The organism is Variovorax sp. DXTD-1, assembly GCF_003984625.1.
Classification (GTDB): Bacteria; Pseudomonadota; Gammaproteobacteria; order Burkholderiales; family Burkholderiaceae_C; genus Variovorax.
On record NZ_RWKH01000001.1, the window covers coordinates 277,358 to 296,100 of the forward strand.

Annotated in this window: 18 protein-coding genes and 1 tRNA gene; 14 read left to right on the top strand and 5 right to left on the bottom strand. The window is 66.3% G+C overall.

The features are described from left to right. Nucleotides 1-1,068, bottom strand: a complete 1,068-nt coding sequence (locus tag EJI00_RS01305) for a CDP-6-deoxy-delta-3,4-glucoseen reductase (RefSeq protein ID WP_126745655.1) — start codon at nt 1,066-1,068, stop codon at nt 1-3. Nucleotides 1,069-1,132: 64 nt separating this feature from the next. Between EJI00_RS01305 and EJI00_RS01310 the strand changes: the two genes are divergently transcribed. Beyond that, nucleotides 1,133-2,065 carry an SDR family oxidoreductase gene (locus EJI00_RS01310; protein WP_126745656.1) on the top strand — a complete coding sequence of 311 codons (933 nt, stop codon included), beginning with the start codon at nt 1,133-1,135 and terminating at the stop codon, nt 2,063-2,065. A 16-nt stretch (nt 2,066-2,081) separates the two neighbouring features. Here EJI00_RS01310 and EJI00_RS01315 read toward each other — a convergent pair. Then, nucleotides 2,082-2,166 (bottom strand) — tRNA-Leu (locus EJI00_RS01315). Between the two features lie 67 nt (nt 2,167-2,233). Here EJI00_RS01315 and cysM point away from each other — a divergent pair. The 3 genes from cysM to EJI00_RS01330 are packed head-to-tail and all read left to right on the top strand — an operon-like array spanning nt 2,234 to nt 3,941. Then, nucleotides 2,234-3,136 (top strand): cysteine synthase CysM, encoded by a 903-nt coding sequence (gene cysM / locus EJI00_RS01320; RefSeq protein WP_126745657.1) that lies wholly within the window; start codon nt 2,234-2,236, stop codon nt 3,134-3,136. A gap of 9 nt (nt 3,137-3,145) precedes the next feature. Then, entirely contained in the window at nt 3,146-3,724 is a 579-nt protein-coding gene (locus tag EJI00_RS01325; protein WP_126745658.1) for an NUDIX domain-containing protein, read from the top strand. Continuing rightward, a complete protein-coding gene (locus tag EJI00_RS01330) occupies nt 3,714-3,941 on the top strand; it encodes a sulfurtransferase TusA family protein (protein ID WP_126745659.1) in 228 nt (75 codons plus the stop codon). The genes EJI00_RS01325 and EJI00_RS01330 overlap by 11 nt, the downstream gene beginning before the upstream one ends. A gap of 65 nt (nt 3,942-4,006) precedes the next feature. On the opposite strand, the gene galU is transcribed toward EJI00_RS01330, so the two are convergent. Beyond that, nucleotides 4,007-4,897, bottom strand: coding sequence for a UTP--glucose-1-phosphate uridylyltransferase GalU (galU, locus tag EJI00_RS01335; RefSeq protein WP_126745660.1), 891 nt, complete (start codon nt 4,895-4,897; stop codon nt 4,007-4,009). Between the two features lie 106 nt (nt 4,898-5,003). Next, a complete protein-coding gene (locus tag EJI00_RS01340; RefSeq protein ID WP_126745661.1) occupies nt 5,004-7,901 on the bottom strand; it encodes a valine--tRNA ligase in 2,898 nt (965 codons plus the stop codon). Between the two features lie 108 nt (nt 7,902-8,009). Here EJI00_RS01340 and yaaA point away from each other — a divergent pair, with 108 nt between their 5' ends. The 10 genes from yaaA (at nt 8,010) to EJI00_RS01390 (ending at nt 17,340) form a co-directional block, all read left to right on the top strand. After that, nucleotides 8,010-8,792: a peroxide stress protein YaaA gene (yaaA, locus tag EJI00_RS01345; protein WP_126745662.1), complete on the top strand. Its 783-nt coding sequence runs from the start codon at nt 8,010-8,012 to the stop codon at nt 8,790-8,792. 1 nt (nt 8,793) lies between these two features. Next, a complete protein-coding gene (locus EJI00_RS01350) occupies nt 8,794-9,633 on the top strand; it encodes a 2OG-Fe(II) oxygenase (protein WP_126745663.1) in 840 nt (279 codons plus the stop codon). A gap of 9 nt (nt 9,634-9,642) precedes the next feature. Beyond that, nucleotides 9,643-10,542: an alpha/beta fold hydrolase gene (locus tag EJI00_RS01355; protein WP_126745664.1), complete on the top strand. Its 900-nt coding sequence runs from the start codon at nt 9,643-9,645 to the stop codon at nt 10,540-10,542. Then, complete coding sequence (gene queF, locus EJI00_RS01360) at nt 10,539-11,426, top strand: NADPH-dependent 7-cyano-7-deazaguanine reductase QueF (RefSeq protein ID WP_126745665.1); 888 nt, start codon at nt 10,539-10,541, stop codon at nt 11,424-11,426. Before EJI00_RS01355 ends, queF begins: the two co-directional genes overlap by 4 nt. Nucleotides 11,427-11,538: 112 nt before the next feature. After that, nucleotides 11,539-12,444 (top strand): SDR family NAD(P)-dependent oxidoreductase, encoded by a 906-nt coding sequence (locus EJI00_RS01365; protein WP_126745666.1) that lies wholly within the window; start codon nt 11,539-11,541, stop codon nt 12,442-12,444. Nucleotides 12,445-12,523: 79 nt separating this feature from the next. Continuing rightward, complete coding sequence (locus tag EJI00_RS01370; RefSeq protein WP_126745667.1) at nt 12,524-13,414, top strand: LysR substrate-binding domain-containing protein; 891 nt, start codon at nt 12,524-12,526, stop codon at nt 13,412-13,414. Between the two features lie 17 nt (nt 13,415-13,431). After that, on the top strand, nt 13,432-14,319 hold the full coding sequence (locus EJI00_RS01375) for a LysR family transcriptional regulator (protein ID WP_126745668.1): 888 nt from the start codon (nt 13,432-13,434) through the stop codon (nt 14,317-14,319). Nucleotides 14,320-14,426: 107 nt separating this feature from the next. Beyond that, entirely contained in the window at nt 14,427-15,581 is a 1,155-nt protein-coding gene (locus EJI00_RS01380; protein ID WP_126745669.1) for a mandelate racemase/muconate lactonizing enzyme family protein, read from the top strand. A 37-nt stretch (nt 15,582-15,618) separates the two neighbouring features. Continuing rightward, on the top strand, nt 15,619-16,623 hold the full coding sequence (locus EJI00_RS01385; protein WP_126745670.1) for a Bug family tripartite tricarboxylate transporter substrate binding protein: 1,005 nt from the start codon (nt 15,619-15,621) through the stop codon (nt 16,621-16,623). Beyond that, a complete protein-coding gene (locus EJI00_RS01390) occupies nt 16,624-17,340 on the top strand; it encodes an aspartate/glutamate racemase family protein (RefSeq protein ID WP_126745671.1) in 717 nt (238 codons plus the stop codon). It abuts the gene before it with no gap. 28 nt (nt 17,341-17,368) lie between these two features. Here the strand turns inward: EJI00_RS01390 and EJI00_RS01395 are convergent, their stop codons facing one another. Beyond that, nucleotides 17,369-18,730, bottom strand: coding sequence for an MmgE/PrpD family protein (locus EJI00_RS01395; RefSeq protein ID WP_126745672.1), 1,362 nt, complete (start codon nt 18,728-18,730; stop codon nt 17,369-17,371). Between the last annotated feature and the right edge of the window lie 13 nt (nt 18,731-18,743).

Consider the following 18,743-nt stretch of genomic DNA (forward strand, 5'->3'; position numbering starts at 1 on the left):
TCAGGGCAGCGCCTTGTCGGCCTCGGTGGTGAACGCGTCGGCAAAGAATTCTTCTTCGGGAAGGCCGGCCAACGCCACGTAGTCGTGCTTGGCCGAATCGACCACGATCGGCGCGCCGCAGGCGTACACCTGATGGCCAGAAAGGTCGGCAAAGTCTTCCAGCACTGCCCGATGGACGAAGCCCGTGCGGCCGGTCCAGTTGTCTTCCGGTGTGGCGTTGGAAACGACCGGCACGTAGCGCAGGTTCGGCATTTCCGCCAACTGCTCGCGCACCCAGTCGTCCATGTACAGGTCTTCGGGCCGGCGGCCGCCCCAGTAGAGCGCGGCCGGCCGGTCGATGCCCTTGAACTTCATGTGTTCGAGAAGCGCCTTGATGGGCGCGAAGCCCGTACCGGAGGCCAGCAGGATCATCGGCTTGCTGGAGTCTTCGCGCAGGAAAAAGCTGCCGTACGGGCCTTCGATGCGAAGGATCTCCTTTTCCTTCATCACGCCGAACACGTGATCGGTGAACTTGCCGCCCGGCAAATGCCGCAGGTGCAGTTCGATGCCTGTGCCGGGTCCGGCGGACAGCGTGTGCGGCGCATTGGCCATCGAATAGCTGCGGCGCGCGCCGTCGCGCAGGATGAATTCCACGTACTGGCCCGCGTGGAACTGCAGCGGCTCGCCGGCCGGCAACTGCAGGCGCAGCTTCATCACGTCGTGTGACAGGCGCGTGAGCGCCAGCACCCGCACGGGCATCTTGCGGATTGGAAAAGCACCGGCTTCCGTGACCTGGCGCGACTCGAGCACCACGTCGCTCTTGGCATGGGCGCAGCAGGTCAGCACGAAGCCGGCCAGCTGCTCCTCGGCGCTCAGGGCCTTGCTCTGGTGCGGCCCCAGCTCCACCTCGCCTGAGAGCTTCTTGCACTTGCAAGAGCCGCAGGCGCCGTCCTTGCAGCCATAGGGAAGGCCGATGCCTTGCCGGATGCCGGCCGCGAGAATGGTTTCGTCGCCATGCACCACGAAATGACGCCCGCTGGGCTCGACGGTGATGGAAAAGCCCGCGTCATGCGGCGCTGCAACAGTCATCGGTATTCTTCGGCTTGTTTCAGCCTGTGGCAGAAAAGAGAAAAAAGGGAAAGGAAACCGGATTTTGCCTTCAATCAATAGCCCTTCCGGCGCGCTGCCGGCGCGCTTCCGCCGCGAGCGCCTGCTCATTGTCGGTTGCGGAGACGTCGGCCAGCGCGTGGCCCGCGATCTGCGCGGCCGCATGCAGCTGGTGGCGCTCACTTCATCGGCTGAGCGGGTGCAGGCGCTGCGGGCCGCCGGCATCCGTCCGCTCGTGGGCGATCTTGACGATCCCGCCACGCTTCGCCGGCTGGCCGGCGTGGCCACCCGCGTGCTGCACCTGGCGCCGCCGGCCCGCGACGGCGGCGCCGCCTGGTGGCGCGACCAGCGCACCACCGCGCTGGCGCGTGCACTGCGGCTGCGTTCCACGCCGCTCGCGTTCGTCTATGGCTCCACCAGCGGGGTTTACGGCGACTGCGGCGGTGCGCGCGTGAGCGAAACGCGCACGGTGCGACCCGATACACCCCGTGCCCACCGCCGCGTGGACGCCGAGCGCGCCGTGCGCTGGCTCGGCCGCAGTGCGGGCGTGCGCGCGAGCATCCTGCGCATTCCGGGCATCTATGCGCCCGACCGGGAGGGCGGCACACCGCGCCAGCGCTTGCAGCGTGGCACGCCCGTGCTGCGGCGCGAGGACGACGTGTTCACCAGCCACATTCATGCCGACGATCTTGCGCGCGCCTGCGTGGCGGCGCTGTTCCGTGGCCGGCCGCAGCGCATCGTGCATGCCGCCGACGACACCGAGCTGCGCATGGGCGACTACATCGACCTGGCCGCGGACATGTACGGCATGCCGCGCCCTCCGCGCGTGGCCCGCGACGAAGCCGAGCGCCAGTTGCCGCTGCAATTGCTGAGTTTCATGGGGGAATCGCGCAGGCTGGACAACACGCGGCTCAAGCGCGAGCTGCGCGTGCGGCTTGCGCATCCGACGGTGCATACAGGGCTGCGCGAGGCGGCCTGAATGCCAGTCGAAAATATGGTGCCCGGGGCCGGAATCGAACCGGCACACCTTTCGGTGGGGGATTTTGAGTCCCCTGCGTCTACCAATTTCACCACCCGGGCAGGGTTCTGAACGAAGCCCAAAATTATGGCACAGTGGGAAAATGACTTGCCCCCACGCTCATTACTTATGAATTATCCGACGATCGAAGACGCCATCGGCAAGACCCCCTTGGTGGCACTGCAACGCATCGATGCCGCCGAAAACGCCAAGCGCGGCAACGTGATCCTCGGCAAGCTGGAAGGCAACAATCCCGCGGGTTCGGTCAAAGACCGGCCCGCCCTTTCGATGATCAAGCGCGCCGAGGAGCGCGGTGAAATCAAGCCTGGCGACACGCTGATCGAAGCCACTTCGGGCAACACCGGCATTGCGCTGGCCATGGCTGCGGCCATCAAGGGCTACCGCATGGTGCTGATCATGCCGGAGGACCTGTCCGTGGAACGCGCTCAGACCATGAAGGCCTTCGGCGCCGAGCTGGTGCTCACGCCCAAGAGCGGCGGCATGGAATACGCGCGAGACCTGGCCGAGCAGATGGTGACGCAGGGAAAGGGCCGGGTGCTCGACCAGTTTGCCAACCCTGACAACCCGCGCATCCACTACGAGACCACCGGCCCTGAAATCTGGGCCGACACCAAGGGCAAGATCACGCATTTCGTGAGCGCCATGGGCACCACCGGCACCATCACCGGCGTCTCGCGCTTCCTCAAGGAAAAGAACCCCGCGGTGCGCATCATCGGTGCGCAGCCGGCCGAGGGCTCGCGCATTCCGGGCATTCGCAAATGGCCGGCAGAATACCTGCCCAAGATCTACGACGCGAGCCGGGTCGATGAAGAAATCAGCGTGAGCCAGGACAACGCCGAAGAAATGTGCCGGCGCCTCGCGCGCGAAGAGGGCATCTTCGGTGGCATTTCCGCGGCCGGTGCGCTGTGGGTGGCGCTCGAGGTTGCAAAGACGGTCGAAAACGCCACCATCGTGTTCGTCGTGTGCGACCGCGGCGACCGTTATCTTTCGACCGGCGTGTTCCCCGCCTGACAGAAGCCCATGCCCCATCCCAAGTTCTGCCAGGCCTGCGCCACGCCGCTCGAATGGATCGCGCTGATGGAGGACGGCGGCGCCAAGGAGCGCCTGCGCTGCCCCAACTGCGGCCACACCCACTGGAACAACCCCACGCCCGTGCTCGCGGCCATCGTCGAATACCGCGGCCAGGTGCTGCTGGCGCGAAACGCCGCCTGGCCGGTGAAGATGTATGCGCTGATCACCGGCTTCATGGAAGCCGGCGAAACGCCTGAAGAAGGCATTGCGCGCGAGGTGAAGGAAGAAACCAACCTCGACGTGAGCGCGACCAAGCTCGTCGGCGCCTACGACTTCCAGCGCATGAACCAGATCATCATCGCGTACCACGTGGTGGCCGACGGCGAGGTGAAGCTCTCGCCCGAGCTGCTGGACTACCGCCTCTACGACCTGCCCGATCTCAAGTGCTGGCCCGCCGGCACCGGCTACGCGCTGGCCGACTGGCTGCGCACGCGGGGACACGAGCCGGTGTTCTTTACAGCGGCGGAAAACGAAGAGCGGCGGCGCGGCCTGAACTTGCCGCCCGAGGAGCCGAAGCATGCAAATTGATCGCGAACTCGACACGCGGGGCCTGAACTGCCCGCTGCCCATTCTCAAGGCGAAGAAATCGCTGAACGACATGGCCAGCGGCCAGCTGCTGAAGGTGGTGTCGACCGACCCGGGCTCGCTGCGCGACTTTCAGGCCTTCTCGCGCCAGACCGGCAACGAACTGGTCGAGCAGCAGACCGTCGGCAGCGACTTCATCCACGTGCTGAAGAGGCGCTGAGCAGCAGCAAAACTGGCCGGCAAAAAGAAAAGGGCCCCGCAGGGCCCCTTTTCTTTTTCTTTCTTTCAGAGCTCCAGGCTCTTCAAGTATTCGCGGAACTGTGCGCCCACTTCGGGGTGCGCCAGTGCAAGCTCCACGGAGGCCTGCAGAAAGCCTTCCTTGCTGCCGCAGTCGTAGCGGATGCCCTTGTAGGCATAGGCATAGACCGATTCCTTCTTCATCAGCGACGCAATGCCGTCCGTGAGCTGGATCTCGCCGCCCGCGCCCTTGGGTTGGTTGCGGATTTCATCGAACACGCCGGGCGTGAGGATGTAGCGGCCCGCCACGCCGAGGCGCGATGGTGCCTTGTCCGGCGATGGCTTCTCGATCATGCGGTCGACCTTCACGAGATCGTCACCGATGGATTCGCCGGCCACGATGCCGTAGCGCTTCACGTGCTCGAGCGGCACTTCCTGCACCGCAAGCACCGAGGCGCCCAGCTTGCCGAAGGCAGCCGTCATCTGCGCGAGCACCGGTGCGCCACCCACCGGGCCGACCATCAAGTCGTCGGCCAGCAGCACGGCAAAAGGTTCGTTGCCGACCAGATGTTCGGCGCACAGCACCGCATGGCCAAGGCCCAGCATGCGCGGTTGGCGCACGTAGGAGCAGGTCATGTCGTCGGGCATCACCGAGCGCGCAATGTCGAGCAATGCGTGCTTGCCGCTGGCTTCGAGTTGGCTCTCGAGCTCGTAGGCGGTGTCGTAGTGGTCTTCGATGGCACGTTTGTTTCGGCCAGTTACGAAAATCATGTCGCGAATGCCCGCCGCGTAGGCTTCCTCAACCGCGTATTGGATGAGTGGCTTGTCGACAACCGGCAGCATTTCCTTTGGCTGCGCCTTGGTGGCGGGCAGAAAGCGGGTGCCGAAACCTGCAACAGGAAATACGGCCTTGCGGATGCGTGTCGAGGGAGTGGGCATGGACAAATTGGGCGTCGGTTCGTTCGGTTGAAGAATAAGGTCTTACAGTCAACGGCGGCGCAAAAGCCGCCGTTGCCATGCTAAACCCTGACCCGACCCAAGTGTGTCAGCCGAGGCGCACAAGCTGGTCCCGCAGGCGCTCCATCGTGGTGCTGAAATCGGTCAGGCGCTTGCGCTCCTGCTCGATCACGGTGGGAGGTGCCTTAGCTACAAAGGCCTCATTTCCCAGCTTGCTGTTCACTTTGAGGATCTCGCCCTCGATGCGAGCAATTTCCTTGCCGATGCGGGCACGTTCGGCCGCTTTGTCGATTTCCATGTGCAGGCACAGGCGTGCCGAGCCGACCACGGCCACGGGCGCTGCTTCAGCCGCCGCAGACCACGAAGCCTCGTCGTCGAAGACCTTCACCTCCTTGAGCTTGGCCAGGGCCTGCAGCACCGGCGCTGAGTCGCGCAGGAACGCCGCGCCTTCGGCATCGTCGGCCACCGCGTAGAGCGGCAGGCGCACCGCAGGCGACACGTTCATTTCGCCGCGCAAGGTGCGGCAGGCGTCGACCAGCGCCTTCAGCCGTGCCACATGCGCTTCGGCCGCTTCGTCGATCTTTTCCGGCTGGCTCTTCGGATAGGCCGCCACCATGATCGATTCGCCTTCGCGCCCAGCGACGGGCGCCACTTTCTGCCAAAGCTCTTCGGTGATGAATGGAATCACCGGATGTGCAAGCCGCAGCAGCGCTTCGAGCGTGCGGATCAGCGTGCGGCGCGTGGCGCGTTTTTGCGAATCGTCGCCGGTCTGAATCTGCACCTTGGCAATTTCCAGGTACCAGTCGCAGAACTCGTCCCATGCAAACTGGTAGATGGCGTTGGCCACGTTGTCGAGACGGTATTCCTCGAAGCCCTTGGCCACCTCGGCCTCGACGCGCTGCAACTGCGACGCGATCCAGAAATCGGCGCGGCTGAATTTCAGGTAGCCGTGGGCCGGGCCGCCGACCGCGCACTCTTCCTTGGTGTGCTCGCGCAGGCCGCAATCCTGGCCCTCGCAGTTCATCAGCACGAAGCGCGTGGCGTTCCAGAGCTTGTTGCAGAAGTTGCGATAGCCCTCGCAGCGCTTGCTGTCGAAGTTGATGCTGCGGCCCAGCGATGCGAGCGATGCAAAGGTGAAGCGCAGCGCATCGGCGCCGAAGGCCGGAATGCCGTCCGGAAATTCTTTTTGCGTGTTCTTGCGCACTGCGGGTGCGGTCTCGGGCTTGCGCAAGCCCTGCGTGCGCTTGTCGAGCAGCTCGGGCAGCGCAATGCCGTCGATCAGGTCCACCGGGTCGAGCACGTTGCCCTCGGACTTGCTCATCTTCTTGCCCTGCGCATCGCGCACCAGGCCGTGGATGTACACGTCCCTGAACGGCACCTTGCCGGTGAAGTGCTTGGTCATCATGATCATCCGGGCGACCCAGAAGAAGATGATGTCGTAGCCCGTCACCAGCACGCTCGAGGGCAGGTACAGCTCCAGGTCTTTGGTCTTCTCTGGCCAGCCAAGCGAAGAGAAGGGCACCAGCGCCGACGAATACCAGGTGTCGAGCACGTCTTCGTCGCGGCGCAGCTTCTTGCCCGGCGCCTTGGCCTCGGCCTCCGCCTCGTCGTGCGCCACGTACACATTGCCTTCGTCGTCGTACCAGGCCGGGATCTGGTGGCCCCACCAGAGCTGGCGCGAGATGGTCCAGTCCTGGATGTTCTCCATCCAGTGGTTGTAGGTGTTGACCCAGTTCTCGGGCACGAAGCGCACCTCGCCGGTCTTCACCACGTCGATGGCCTTCTGCGCGATCGACTGGCCGTCGGCGCCAGGCCGCGTCATGGCCACGTACCACTGGTCGGTGAGCATCGGCTCGACAATGGCGCCCGAGCGTGCGCAGCGCGGCACCATCAGCTTGTGCTTCTTCACCTCGACCATGAGACCGAGCGCCTCGAGGTCGGCCACGACGGCCTTGCGCGCCACGAAGCGGTCCATGCCGCGGTACTTCTCGGGCGCGTTGTCGTTGATGGTCGCGTCGAGCGTTAGGATGCCGATCAGCTCGAGCTTGTGCCGCTGGCCGACCGCGTAGTCGTTGTAGTCGTGCGCGGGCGTCACCTTGACCACTCCGGTGCCGAATTCCTTGTCGACATAGTCGTCGGCAATGATGGGGATCAGGCGGTCCACCAGCGGCAGCTTCACGCGCTGGCCGATCAGGTGCTTGTAGCGCTCGTCTGCGGGGTGAACCATCACCGCCGTGTCGCCGAGCATGGTTTCAGGGCGGGTGGTGGCCACAGTGAGCGTGCCGCTGCCATCCTCGAGCGGATAGGCGATGTGCCAGAGCGAGCCGTCTTCCTCTTCGCTTTCGACTTCGAGATCGCTCACCGACGTCTTGAGCACCGGGTCCCAGTTGCCCAGGCGCTTGCCGCGGTAGATCAGGCCTTCTTCATACAGCGAGACGAAGGTTTGCGTGACCACCTTCGACAGGTCGTCGTCCATCGTGAAGTATTCGCGGCTCCAGTCGACCGTGTCGCCCATGCGGCGCATCTGGCCCGTAATGGTGTTGCCGCTCTTTTCCTTCCACTCCCACACCTTGGCAACGAAGTTCTTGCGCGCCTCGGCGGGCGTGGGGCCCATGTCGTGGCGGCTGATCTTCTGTTCCTGCAGCTGCCGCTCCACCACGATCTGCGTTGCAATGCCCGCATGGTCGGTGCCCGGCACCCACAGCGTGTTGTCGCCCTTCATGCGGTGGTAGCGCGTGAGGCTGTCCATGATGGTCTGGTTGAACGCATGCCCCATGTGCAGCGTGCCCGTCACGTTGGGCGGCGGCAGCTGAATGGCGAAGGAATCGGCGCCTTCCTTGGGCTGCTGGGTGCCGCGGAAGCCTGCCTTGGCATAGCCGCGTTTTTCCCACTCCGGGCCCCAGTGCGCCTCGATGGCGGCGGGTTCGAACGATTTGGACAGGCTGTCCAGTCCAGGTTGGGCGGTGGGAGTGGTGGATTCGCTCATGGGGAGAATGCAAAACGGCACCCGCGGGTGCCGTCGGTCACAGGGTGGGAATGGTGCTGATTTTACCGGGGAGGTATCCCGTCATCGGCGCGCCCGATAATTCCGCGAATGCTGTTTCTGCTCTCCCCTGCGAAGTCGCTCGACTACGACACGCCCGTTCCCGATGAAATCCCGGCCACCAAACCCCATTTCGAGGCCCCGCGCGGCCCTTCGGCCGAACTGATCAAGCTGCTGCGCGAGAAGTCGCCGCAGCAGATCTCGGAGCTCATGCACCTGTCGGACAAGCTCTCCACCCTCAACGTGGCCCGCTACCACGCCTGGGCCGGCAAAAGCACGCCGAAGAACGCCCGCCAGGCGGCCTTCGCGTTCGACGGCGACGTGTACGGCGGCCTCGATGCCCGCTCGCTGACCCCCGCGCAGCTGGCCTGGGCGCAGGAGCGCGTCTGCATCCTGAGCGGCCTCTACGGCCTGTTGCGCCCGCTCGACCTGCTGCAGCCGTATCGCCTGGAGATGGGCACGCCGCTTGCCAATCGGCATGGCAAGGACTTGTATGCCTTCTGGGGCTCGCGCATCGCGGAGCACCTCAACCAGCGCCTGGCGGCGGACCGCACGCCCGTGGTCGTGAATGTCGCGTCGCAGGAATACTTCAAGTCGATCGACAAGAAGGCGCTCAAGGCGCGCGTGGTCGAATGCGTGTTCGAGGAGTGGAAGGGCGACAGGTACAAGATCGTGAGCTTCTATGCCAAGCGCGCCCGCGGCCTGCTCGCGCGCTGGGCGGTGCTGCACAAGGCCGCGACGCCCAAGGCGCTGGAAAAGTTCGATCTCGAGGGTTATGGTTTCGACGCCGAGGTATCGACGGCCGAAAAGCTGGTGTTCAGAAGGAAGACTTGATATGTCACAGGCGATCAGTCCCGAGTTGAAGGAATGGCTGGTGTCGCAGCTCGCGGCGGGGCATTCGGTGCCCGCGCTGCGCGCCTCGATGCGTGCGGCCGGCTGGCAGGACGCCGCCACCGACCTCGCGCTGGCGCAGCTCGAGGCTGGGTTCCCACATGTGGAGGTTTCCAAGCCACGCCGCACCGACATGCCCGGCCCCAACCTGGAAGGCGCGCCGCTCTATATCGATGCCGGCGACCGCCGCGTCCAGGTGCTGCACACCATGCAGCATCCGCGTGTCGTCGTCTTCGGCAACCTCTTGTCCCCTGAAGAGTGCGAAGGCCTGATTGCCGCCGCGCGCGTGCGCCTTGCGCGATCGCTCACGGTCGAAACCCGCACCGGCGGCGAGGTGCTGAATGTCGACCGCACCAGCGACGGCATGTTCTTCGAACGCGGTGAAAACGAAATCGTCGCCCGCCTCGAGCAGCGCATTGCCGCGCTGCTTCGCTGGCCGGTGGAGTTCGGTGAAGGCCTGCAGATCCTGCGCTACGCGCCCGGCGCCCAGTACCGCCCGCACTACGACTACTTCGACCCCGGCGAGCCGGGCACGCCGACCATCCTCAAGCGCGGCGGCCAGCGCGTGGCCACGCTGGTGATGTACCTGCAGGAGCCCGAGCAGGGCGGCGCCACCACCTTCCCGGACGTCGGCCTGGAAGTGGCGCCCGTGCGCGGCACCGGCGTGTTCTTCAGCTACGAAGAACCCGACCCCGCCACCCGCACGCTGCACGGCGGCGCACCGGTGCTCGCGGGCGAGAAGTGGGTGGCCACCAAGTGGCTGCGCGAACGCGAATTCAAATAGAACGAACCCATGAAGCTCCAAGCCAACGGATTGCAGATCGAGGTCGAAGACACCGGCGGCGAAGGGCGCCCGGTCGCCTTGCTCATCATGGGTCTGGGCATGCAGCTCGTCGGTTGGCCGCAGCCTTTTGTGCAGGCGCTGGTCGATGCGGGCTTTCGCGTGGTGCGCCACGACAACCGCGACATCGGCCTGAGCCAGGGCTTCGATCATGCGGGGACCGGCAACATCGTGTGGGAAAGCATTCGCCAGCGCCTGGGCCTGCAGGTGCGCTCGGCCTACACCCTGCAAGACATGGCGCGCGATTCGCTCGGCGTGCTCGACGCACTGGGCATCAAGCATGCGCACGTCATCGGCGCCTCGATGGGCGGCATGATTGCGCAGCACCTGGCCGCCGACGCACCCGACCGCGTGGCCAGCCTCGTGAGCATCATGAGTTCGAGCGGTGCGCGCGGCCTGCCCGGCCCCCGGAGCGACGTGGCCGCCATGCTGCTGCGCCGTCCGCTGGGCGGCGGAGAGGCTGAACTGGTGGCGCACAGCATCAAGCTGCTCAGGCTCATCCAGAGCCCCGCCTATCCGCAAAGCACCGAAGAGCTGGCCGAGCGCCTCACCTTCAGCATGCGCCGCGCCTACCGTCCGGCCGGCATGTTCCGCCAGATGCTCGCCATCGGCGCCGACTCGCGCCGGCCCGAGGTGCTGCCGCGCATCAAATGCCCGACGCTCGTGCTGCATGGCGAGGCCGATGCGCTGGTGCCGATGGTCTGCGGGCAGGACACCGCCAAGCGCATTCCCGGCTCGAAATTCATCAGCATTCCCGGCATGGGCCACGACCTGCCGCCCGAGGTGTGCGCCATCCTCGTCAATCACATCGCCCCGTTCCTGCACGCGGCCGAAGAACACCACAAGCCATGAGCCTGGACAACATTCCCCCCAACCCGAACCCAAATTCGAACACGCCCGAGCAGTCGCAACTGGGCCGCGCCTCGGACTACGCCGACAAGTACGACGCCTCGCTGCTCTTTCCGATTGCGCGCGCCACACAGCGTGAAGCCATGGGCATTGCCGCCGGTGCGCTGCCTTTCTTCGGCGCCGACCTCTGGACCGCCTTCGAAGTGAGCTGGCTCAACCTGCGCGGCAAGCCGCAACTGGCCATCGCGCACTTCACCATTCCCTGTGAAACGCCCAACATCATCGAGAGCAAGTCGTTCAAGCTGTATCTCAACAGCTTCAACAGCACCGCTTTCGCGAGCATCGATGCCGTGCGCGATCGCATGCGCGCCGACCTGACCGAGGCGCTCTGGCGCGGCGGCGACCACTCCGCCGGCATTGGCGTGAAGCTGCTCGCGCCGGACATGTTCGACCGCGAGCCCGTGCATGAACTCGACGGGCTCGACCTTGATCGGCTCGACATCGAGTGCACCCACTACCAGCCCGCGCCCGAGCTGCTGTCGAGCGACGCCACCCAGCCGCCCGTCAACGAAACGCTCACCAGCCGCCTGCTCAAGAGCAATTGCCTCGTCACCGGGCAGCCCGACTGGGGCAGCGTGCAGATCCGCTATAGCGGCCCTGCCATCGACCAGGCCGGCCTGCTGGCGTACATCGTGAGCTTTCGCAACCACCACGAGTTTCACGAGCCGTGTGCCGAGCGCATCTTCACGGACATCTGGAACCGCTGCAAACCGAACAAGCTTGCGGTGTATGCGCGCTACACGCGGCGCGGCGGGCTCGACATCAACCCGTTCCGCACCAGTTGGCCGCAGGCGCTGCCGCCGAACATCCGCACCGCGCGGCAATAACGAAGAGGGTGCCGCCGAAGCCCCTCTTCGGAAATCCGGAACTCGCCAGCCGGACCCTGTGGCATTCTGGAACTGCCCGTGAACTGCGGGCGGATTTCCGGAGCAGGCACACATGGTTGAAGGAAAAGTGGTCGTTGTTACTGGCGCGGGCGGCGGTATCGGCCGCGACATCGCGCTGGCAATGGCGAAGAGCGGCGCCAAGGTGGTGGTCAACGACATCGGCGCCGCACTCGACGGCGCGGGCGGCAACGCCGGCCCCGCGCAGCAGGTGGTCGACGAGATTCGTGCCGCCGGTGGCCAAGCCGTGCCCAACACCGACAGCGTGGCCGAAGCGGCCAGTGCGGCGCGCATCGTCGAATGCGCGGTCGAGAGCTTCGGCCGCATCGACGCCGTGGTCAACAACGCCGGCATCCTGCGCGACCGCTTCTTCCACAAGATGTCGGTCGACGAATGGGACGCCGTGATCAAGGTGCACCTCTACGGCGCCTACTACGTGAGCCGCGCGGCGGCCACGCACTTCAAGGAACAGAACTCCGGCGCCATGGTGCACATGACCTCGACCTCGGGCCTCATCGGCAATTACGGCCAGGCCAATTACGCGGCGGCCAAGCTCGGCATCGCGGCGCTGTCCAAGTCGATTGCGCTCGACATGCTCAAGTTCAACGTGCGCTCCAACTGCATTGCGCCCTTCGCGTGGAGCCGCATGATCGGCGCCATTCCCACCGACACCGACGAGCAGCGCGCCCGCGTCGACAAGATCAAGCAGATGACGCCCGCCAAGGTCGCGCCGCTCGCGGTGTACCTTGCGAGCGAAGCGGCCGACGCGGTCAACGGCCAGATCTTCTCGGTGCGCAACAACGAAATTTCGCTCATCAGCCAGCCGCGGCCGGTGCGCTCCATTCACCGCTCCGAGGGCTGGACACCGCAGAGCATTGCCGAGCACGCCATGCCCGCCATGCGCGCGAGCTTCTATCCGCTGGACCGCTCGGCGGACGTGTTCAGCTGGGACCCGGTCTGAGGTCAAACCCCGAGAAGGGCGCGCGCAGCGCCATTCGCCGGACAATGCAGGCTTCTTTCCTTTCTGGCGTGCTTGTCCGGTGAACCTGCATTTCGACCTGTTCGACCTGAAACTGTTCGTCTACGTGGCGGACGCGCGCAGCCTCACGCGCGGCGCCGAGAAAGCCTGCATCTCGCTGGCGGCCGCTTCCACGCGCATCAAGCAGATGGAAGAGGCCGTGGGCGGCAAGCTGCTGCACCGCAGCGCGCAGGGCGTGAGCCTCACGGCCGCGGGGCAGGCGGTGCTCTATCACGCCAAGCGCGTGATGCAGCAGATGGAGCATCTGCGCTGCGACATGCAGGACTTCGGCAAGGGCATCAAGGGCCACGTGCGCGTGTTCGCCAACACCACCTCGATCACCGAATACCTGCCGCAGAAGCTCGCGGGTTTTCTCACGCAGCATCCGGCCGTGCAGGTGGACCTGCGCGAATACCTGAGCGAGGAGATCGTTCGCGCCGTGGCCGACGGCGAGGCCGACATCGGCATCCTGGCCGGCGACGTGCACACCGGCGAATTCGACGCGCGCCCCTTCGGCCGCAACCAGCTCGTGCTGGTGGTGCCCAAGACGCATCACCTGGCGGGGGCGCCTTCGGTAGCCTTCGCCGACACGCTCGACGAGCAGCATGTGGGCCTGCACCACGGCAGTGCCATTCACCGCTTTTTGCAGCGCCGCGCCGAGCTGGCCGGCCGCGGCTTCAATCCGCGCATCCAGGTCAGCAGCTTCGAGGCCATCTGCCTGATGATCGAAGCGGGCGTGGGCGTCGGCGTGCTGCCGGCCTCGTCGGCGCAGCGGCTGTCGATGGCAATGCGGATCTCGACGGTGGCACTCAGCGATGAATGGGCGGAGCGAGAACTCAAGCTGATCGCGCGCGACCGCGAGCAGCTGCCGGCTTCGGCGCGCGAGCTGTTCGATCACCTCGCCGTGGCCTGAAAAAAAGACGTGCAGCCATGTCCGCCGATCTGAAGTCGCTGCGCCTGTTCGTGGCCGTGGCCGATCACGGCAGCATCAGTGAAGGGGCCAAGCGCTGCCATATTGCGCTGGCAGCCGCGAGCAAGCGCATCTCCGATCTCGAGGCCCGCGCACGGCTGCCCCTGCTGGTGCGCCATGCGCGCGGCGTCACGCTCACTTCAGCCGGCCACGGTCTGCTGCTGCATGCGCGTGCCGTGCTCTCGGCCATGGACCGGCTGGGCGCGGAGCTCGACGACTTCCAGAACGGCGTGGCGGGCGTGGTCAGCATCACGGCCAACGCGTCCACCATTGCGCAGTTCCTGCCCGCGCAGATCGGCTCCTTCCTGCGGCTGCATCCCGTGCTCAAGATCGACCTGCAGGAGCGCGCCAGCACCGAGGTGGTGAAAGCCGTGCAGGCCGGCCTGGCGGACATCGGCGTGATCGAGGGCAACACGCCAGCCGACATGCTCGAATGCCTGCCCTACCGCAGCGATGAACTGGCCGTGGTGGTGGCGCGCGACCATCCGCTGGCCAGGCGCAAGCGCATCGGCGTGGAGGAAGTGCTGCGGCACGACCATATCGTGGTGCGCGAAGGCACGGCGCTGCACCGCGTGCTGCTGAACGCGGCGCTGGAGGCGCAGCTGCCGCTCAAGGTGCGCATGCAGGTGGGCAGCTTCGACATGGTGTGCCGCATGGTGGAGCAGGGCGTGGGCATCGGCGTGCTGCCCTACGCGGCCATCCTGCCGCAGCTGCAGATATTGAAGCTGCGCTGCCTGAAGCTCGATGCGCCGTGGGCGGTGCGCCGCCACCTGCTGTGCGTGCGGCGGCAGCAAGACCTGACCGCCGCAGCGCGCTCGGTGCTGGAACATCTGGGCCGGCCCGACTGAGCCCGGGCCTTCGCGCGGCGCGAAGGCTCGTGTCCGCCAAAAACGAATTGTTCCCCGCAGCCTGCGCGCCAAGAATGGTGGCGCAACCGCAAGCAAAGGAGACATTCTTGAAGATCACCCGCGTCAGCGCCACGCCGCTGAACATTCCCGTCACCATCGACGTGCTGGGGCTGAACAAGCAGACCTCGCTCTCCCTGTGCCTGACCGAGGTCGAGACCGACACCGGCCTCGTCGGCCATGGCATGACGGCCATCACCGAAGAAGAGATCATTGCCGCCGCCGTGCGCGAGGTGGCCGGCCCGGCGCTCGTCGGCGAAGACCCGATGGCCACCGAGCGGCTGTGGGAGAAGCTCTACTGGCTGCTCTCCCCCCGCGGCCAGACCGGCTATGCAAGCCACACCATCGCCGCGCTCGACATCGCGCTGTGGGACCTGAAGGGCAAGGCGCTCGGCCAGCCGCTGTGGCGCCTGCTGGGCGGTGCCCGTTCGAAAGTGCCGGTCTATGCGACCTTCGGCTTCGGCTTCTTCGAGCGCGACCAGCTCGCCGCCGCCGCCAAGCTCTGGGTTTCGCAAGGCTTCCAGCGGCTGAAGATGACGGTCGGCGGCCATGCGCTCGCGCGGCGCGACGAGCCGCGGCCCATCGACGAGGTCATTGCAGAAGACGTGCGCCGCGTGGCCGCCGTGCGCGAGGCGGTCGGGCCCGACGTGAAGCTGTATGTCGATGCCAACTGCGGCCTCGACCTGTTCCACGCGACCGAGCTCGCGCGCCGCATCGAGCCTTACGGCATCAGCTTCTTCGAGGAGCCGCTCACGCAGAATGACGTGCGCCAGATGGCCCAGCTGCGTGCGCGCACCAGCATTCCGCTGGCCTGCGGCCAGAACGAAGGGCTGGCCTTCCGCTTTCGCGACCTGCTGGTGAACCAGGCGGCCGACGTGCTGCAGCCCAACGTGACCATCTCAGGCGGCTATTCGCAGTGCCTGAAGATCGCGGGCATGGCGCAGGCCTTCAACGTGCCGATCGACAACGGCGGCGCCTGGCCCTTTCACAACATGCACCTGCATGCGGGTGTTTCGAACGGCGGCATGGCCGAATACCACTACGTGGCGGTGCAGATGCTCAAGCAGATCTTCGACGGCCTGCCGGTACCGCAAGACGGCTGGCTGCATCTGCCAGAGACCCCGGGCCTGGGCTTCGCGCCCAATGCCGAGCGGGTGCGCGAGCTCGCGAAGCTGCCCACTTCTCACGGCAAGGGAAAAGCCTAGAAATGAACGCCCCCCGAAGGGCCGTATTGGAGACACGATGAAAGCCAGAGATATTGTTCGCCCTGCACGCCGCGAGGCGCTGCGTGCTGCCATGGCACTGGGCCTCGCGGGCCTGTTTGCCGCGCCCGCCGCGTGGGCCCAAAGCTACCCTGACAAGCCGATCCGGCTCGTGGTCGGCTACTCGGCCGGAGGCGGCGTCGATGCGGTCGCGCGCCTGCTTGGAACGCGGCTTTCAGCGGTCCTGGGTCAGCAAGTGATGATCGACAACCGCACCGGCGCCACCGGGCTGATCGCGGCCGAGTTCGTCGCCAAGGCGCCGCCCGACGGCTACACGCTCATGATGGGGGACAGCGCCTTGCTCATCGCCAAGCTGCTGCAGCCGAAGATCGGGCTCGATCCGCTCACCAGCTTCAAGCCGGTGGCGGGCGCTTTCGTCTCGCCGCTGATGATTGTCACGGGCAACGACTTTCCGGCCAAGACGCCGGCCGAACTGGTGAAGGAGCTCAAGGCCAACCCCGGGCGCTATTCGTTCGCCACCTCGGGCGTTGGCACGGTGCAGCACCTGGGTTTCGAGATGCTGAAGCAATCGAGCGGGAGCAACGTGGTGCACGTGCCTTACCGCGGCGCCGCGCAGATCGTGCCCGACGTGGTCGGCGGGCAGGTGCCCATTGGCGTGGTCAGCGCCACGGCCGGCATGGCGCAAGCCAAGGCCGGCAAGCTGCGCGCAATTGCGCTCATGAACACCGCGCGGCTCGAAGGCGCCGAGAGCGTGCCGCCGCTGGCCGATGCGCTGCCGGGCTTCGACGTGGCACCGCGGATCTTTGTGCTTGCGCCCGCCGGCACGCCCGACGAAATCGTCGACAAGCTCTCGGCCGCCGTAAAGGCGGTACTCGGCACGCCCGAGGCGGGCGCCGCGGCCGCTGCGCAGGGCACGCTGCGCGCCTACGCCACACCGGCGCAGCTCGGCAAGGACATGGCCGAAGAAACCAGGCGCTGGCAGCGCATCATTGCCGAGCAGAACATCGTGGCGGAGGGCAAGTAGATGGCACCGCTGCCGCACCTTGGCCTGATCGTGCCGCCAGCGGCCGGCGCCGTGCCGGTCGATGGCCCGCTGCTGTACGGCGAGCGCATCCGCTTCAGCGCGCTCGGCCTGGGCCTCGGCGAAATCTCGACGCGCGGATACACCGAGGTGATCGATTCGGTGGTGGAGAAGGCGGTAGCGCTCAAGGCAGAAGGCGTTTCCGCGGTCTCGCTCATGGGCACCTCGTTGAGCTTTTTTCGCGGGGCAGATTTCAATGCGCAACTGCAGGCCGAGATGGCACGGGCGACCGGCTTGCCCTGCACCACCATGAGCAACGCCATCGTCGGCGCGCTGCGTCAGCTGGGCGTGCGGCGCGTGGCAGTGGCCACCGCCTACATCGACGAGGTCAACGCACACCTGCGGCGCTACCTCGAACAGAGCGGCTTCGAGCCGCTGGCGCTCGAAGGGCTGGCGATCTCCGACGTGCAGGCAGTGGGCCAAGTGCCTACGCAGGTTCTGGTCGACCTGTGCCTGCGGGTGTTCGATGCACAGCCCGGGGCGGACGGCATTCTCATCTCGTGCGGCGGGCTGGTCACGCTCGATGCGGTGCGCGAAGTGGAAGCGCGGTTGCAGCTGCCGGTGGTGTCGAGCTCGCCAGCCGGCTTCTGGGACCTGGTGCGCACCGCGGGCTTCGATGCGCGCTCGGCCGGGCAGGGCCGGCTCTTCGCCGAGGCCTGAGGGCCAAACAAAGTTACGGGAAGACCCCTCAGCCGAGCCAGCGGCCGACGCGCGGCGCGGTTTCGAGCTGCCAGATGCGCTCGCACAGCGCCCTGGCTTCTTCGGCCGTGGCGCCCTCGCCGTAGTGCACCAGGCGCTGCATCTTGTCTTCGATTTCGGCGCGGCTCAGCGTGTTGCCCGGGTCGCCCTTGGGTTCGTCCACGCGGCCCTGCAGCGTGCGGCCGTCGCGGGTCTGTACGCTGACCTTGCCGATCCAGCGCGCGGGGTACGCGGTATCGACTTCTGCATCGAGCTCCATCGCCACCTTGTCGCGGAACGCGGCCACCTCGGGCGCGAGAAAGTCGCGGTCGAACTCGCCCAGCCCGGCGCGGCCATGCACCGCAATCAGGCCCAGTACCGTGCCCATCGAGAACTTGCCCTGGTGCACCGTGGCCGGCACCGTGACGCGGCCCAGCACGTCGATGGCGCCTTGGTGCACATGCGTGGTCACGCGGGCCACATCGTCGGGCTTGAGCCTGTGCTGCGTCACCACCTGAAGCAACGCATCGGCCGCGGGATGGGTGTGACGGCACGAGGCGTGGTACTTGAACGAGGTTTCGGCCAGTGCCCAGCGGGTGCCGAGGCGATCGGTGAGGCGGGCCGGATCGGCGTCGCTCGACATACCCACGCCAAGGCCCTGTGCGCCTTCGAGCACCTTGGCGGCACCCGTGAAGCCGTCCTGCGCAAGGTAGGCCGACATGAGCCCGCTGGCTGCCGCATGGGCACAGTGCAGCTGCTTGGAGTCGGCCGCATCGCGCAGAAACTCCCAAACCCCCGCTGACTGCGTGCCGGCCGAGCCGAAGGAATGCAGCATCTGCTGCGGTGTGAGCTTCAGCAGGCTGCCCACCGCGGCGGCCGCCGCCAGCGTGCCCGCCGTTGCCGTGGTGTGAAAGGTCTTGTAATGCGAGCGGCCCAGGAATTCGCCCACGCGGATGCCCACCTCATAGCCTGCAACGACAGCGGTCAGCAGCTGCGCGCCGGTCGCGCCGATGCTCTGTGCCACGGCCAGCGCCGGTGCGATGACCACCGCGGCGGGGTGGAACACCGAGCCGTTGTGCACGTCGTCCTGTTCCACGTAGTGCGAAGCCGCCGCGTTGACCAGCGCCGCGAACACCGGCGAGCTGGTGCGGCGCGAGGTGAGTATTTCGCTCGGCCCATCGGCGGGGCCCATCATCTGCGCAAAGCGCTCGATGGAGCGCACCGGCCGCGCAGTGCGGGCCGCGAGCACCGAGCCCAGCCAATCGAGCATCAGGTCTTCGGTGCGGCGCAGAACGGGCGCGGGAATGTCCGCGACCTGCAGTTCGGCGGCAAAGGTGGCGAGCACTTTGCTCGGGTGGTTCGAATCGGTCATTGGATCAGTCCCT

Bases quoted from the DNA above. Each gene is read 5' to 3' on its own strand.
- EJI00_RS01305 (WP_126745655.1), bottom strand. From the start codon at position 1,068: ATGACTGTTGCAGCGCCGCATGACGCGGGCTTTTCCATCACCGTCGAG.
- cysM (WP_126745657.1), top strand. From the start codon at position 2,234: ATGAATTATCCGACGATCGAAGACGCCATCGGCAAGACCCCCTTGGTG.
- EJI00_RS01325 (WP_126745658.1), top strand. From the start codon at position 3,146: ATGCCCCATCCCAAGTTCTGCCAGGCCTGCGCCACGCCGCTCGAATGG.
- EJI00_RS01330 (WP_126745659.1), top strand. From the start codon at position 3,714: ATGCAAATTGATCGCGAACTCGACACGCGGGGCCTGAACTGCCCGCTG.
- galU (WP_126745660.1), bottom strand. From the start codon at position 4,897: ATGCCCACTCCCTCGACACGCATCCGCAAGGCCGTATTTCCTGTTGCA.
- EJI00_RS01340 (WP_126745661.1), bottom strand. From the start codon at position 7,901: ATGAGCGAATCCACCACTCCCACCGCCCAACCTGGACTGGACAGCCTG.
- yaaA (WP_126745662.1), top strand. From the start codon at position 8,010: ATGCTGTTTCTGCTCTCCCCTGCGAAGTCGCTCGACTACGACACGCCC.
- EJI00_RS01350 (WP_126745663.1), top strand. From the start codon at position 8,794: ATGTCACAGGCGATCAGTCCCGAGTTGAAGGAATGGCTGGTGTCGCAG.
- EJI00_RS01355 (WP_126745664.1), top strand. From the start codon at position 9,643: ATGAAGCTCCAAGCCAACGGATTGCAGATCGAGGTCGAAGACACCGGC.
- queF (WP_126745665.1), top strand. From the start codon at position 10,539: ATGAGCCTGGACAACATTCCCCCCAACCCGAACCCAAATTCGAACACG.
- EJI00_RS01365 (WP_126745666.1), top strand. From the start codon at position 11,539: ATGGTTGAAGGAAAAGTGGTCGTTGTTACTGGCGCGGGCGGCGGTATC.
- EJI00_RS01375 (WP_126745668.1), top strand. From the start codon at position 13,432: ATGTCCGCCGATCTGAAGTCGCTGCGCCTGTTCGTGGCCGTGGCCGAT.
- EJI00_RS01385 (WP_126745670.1), top strand. From the start codon at position 15,619: ATGAAAGCCAGAGATATTGTTCGCCCTGCACGCCGCGAGGCGCTGCGT.
- EJI00_RS01390 (WP_126745671.1), top strand. From the start codon at position 16,624: ATGGCACCGCTGCCGCACCTTGGCCTGATCGTGCCGCCAGCGGCCGGC.
- EJI00_RS01395 (WP_126745672.1), bottom strand. From the start codon at position 18,730: ATGACCGATTCGAACCACCCGAGCAAAGTGCTCGCCACCTTTGCCGCC.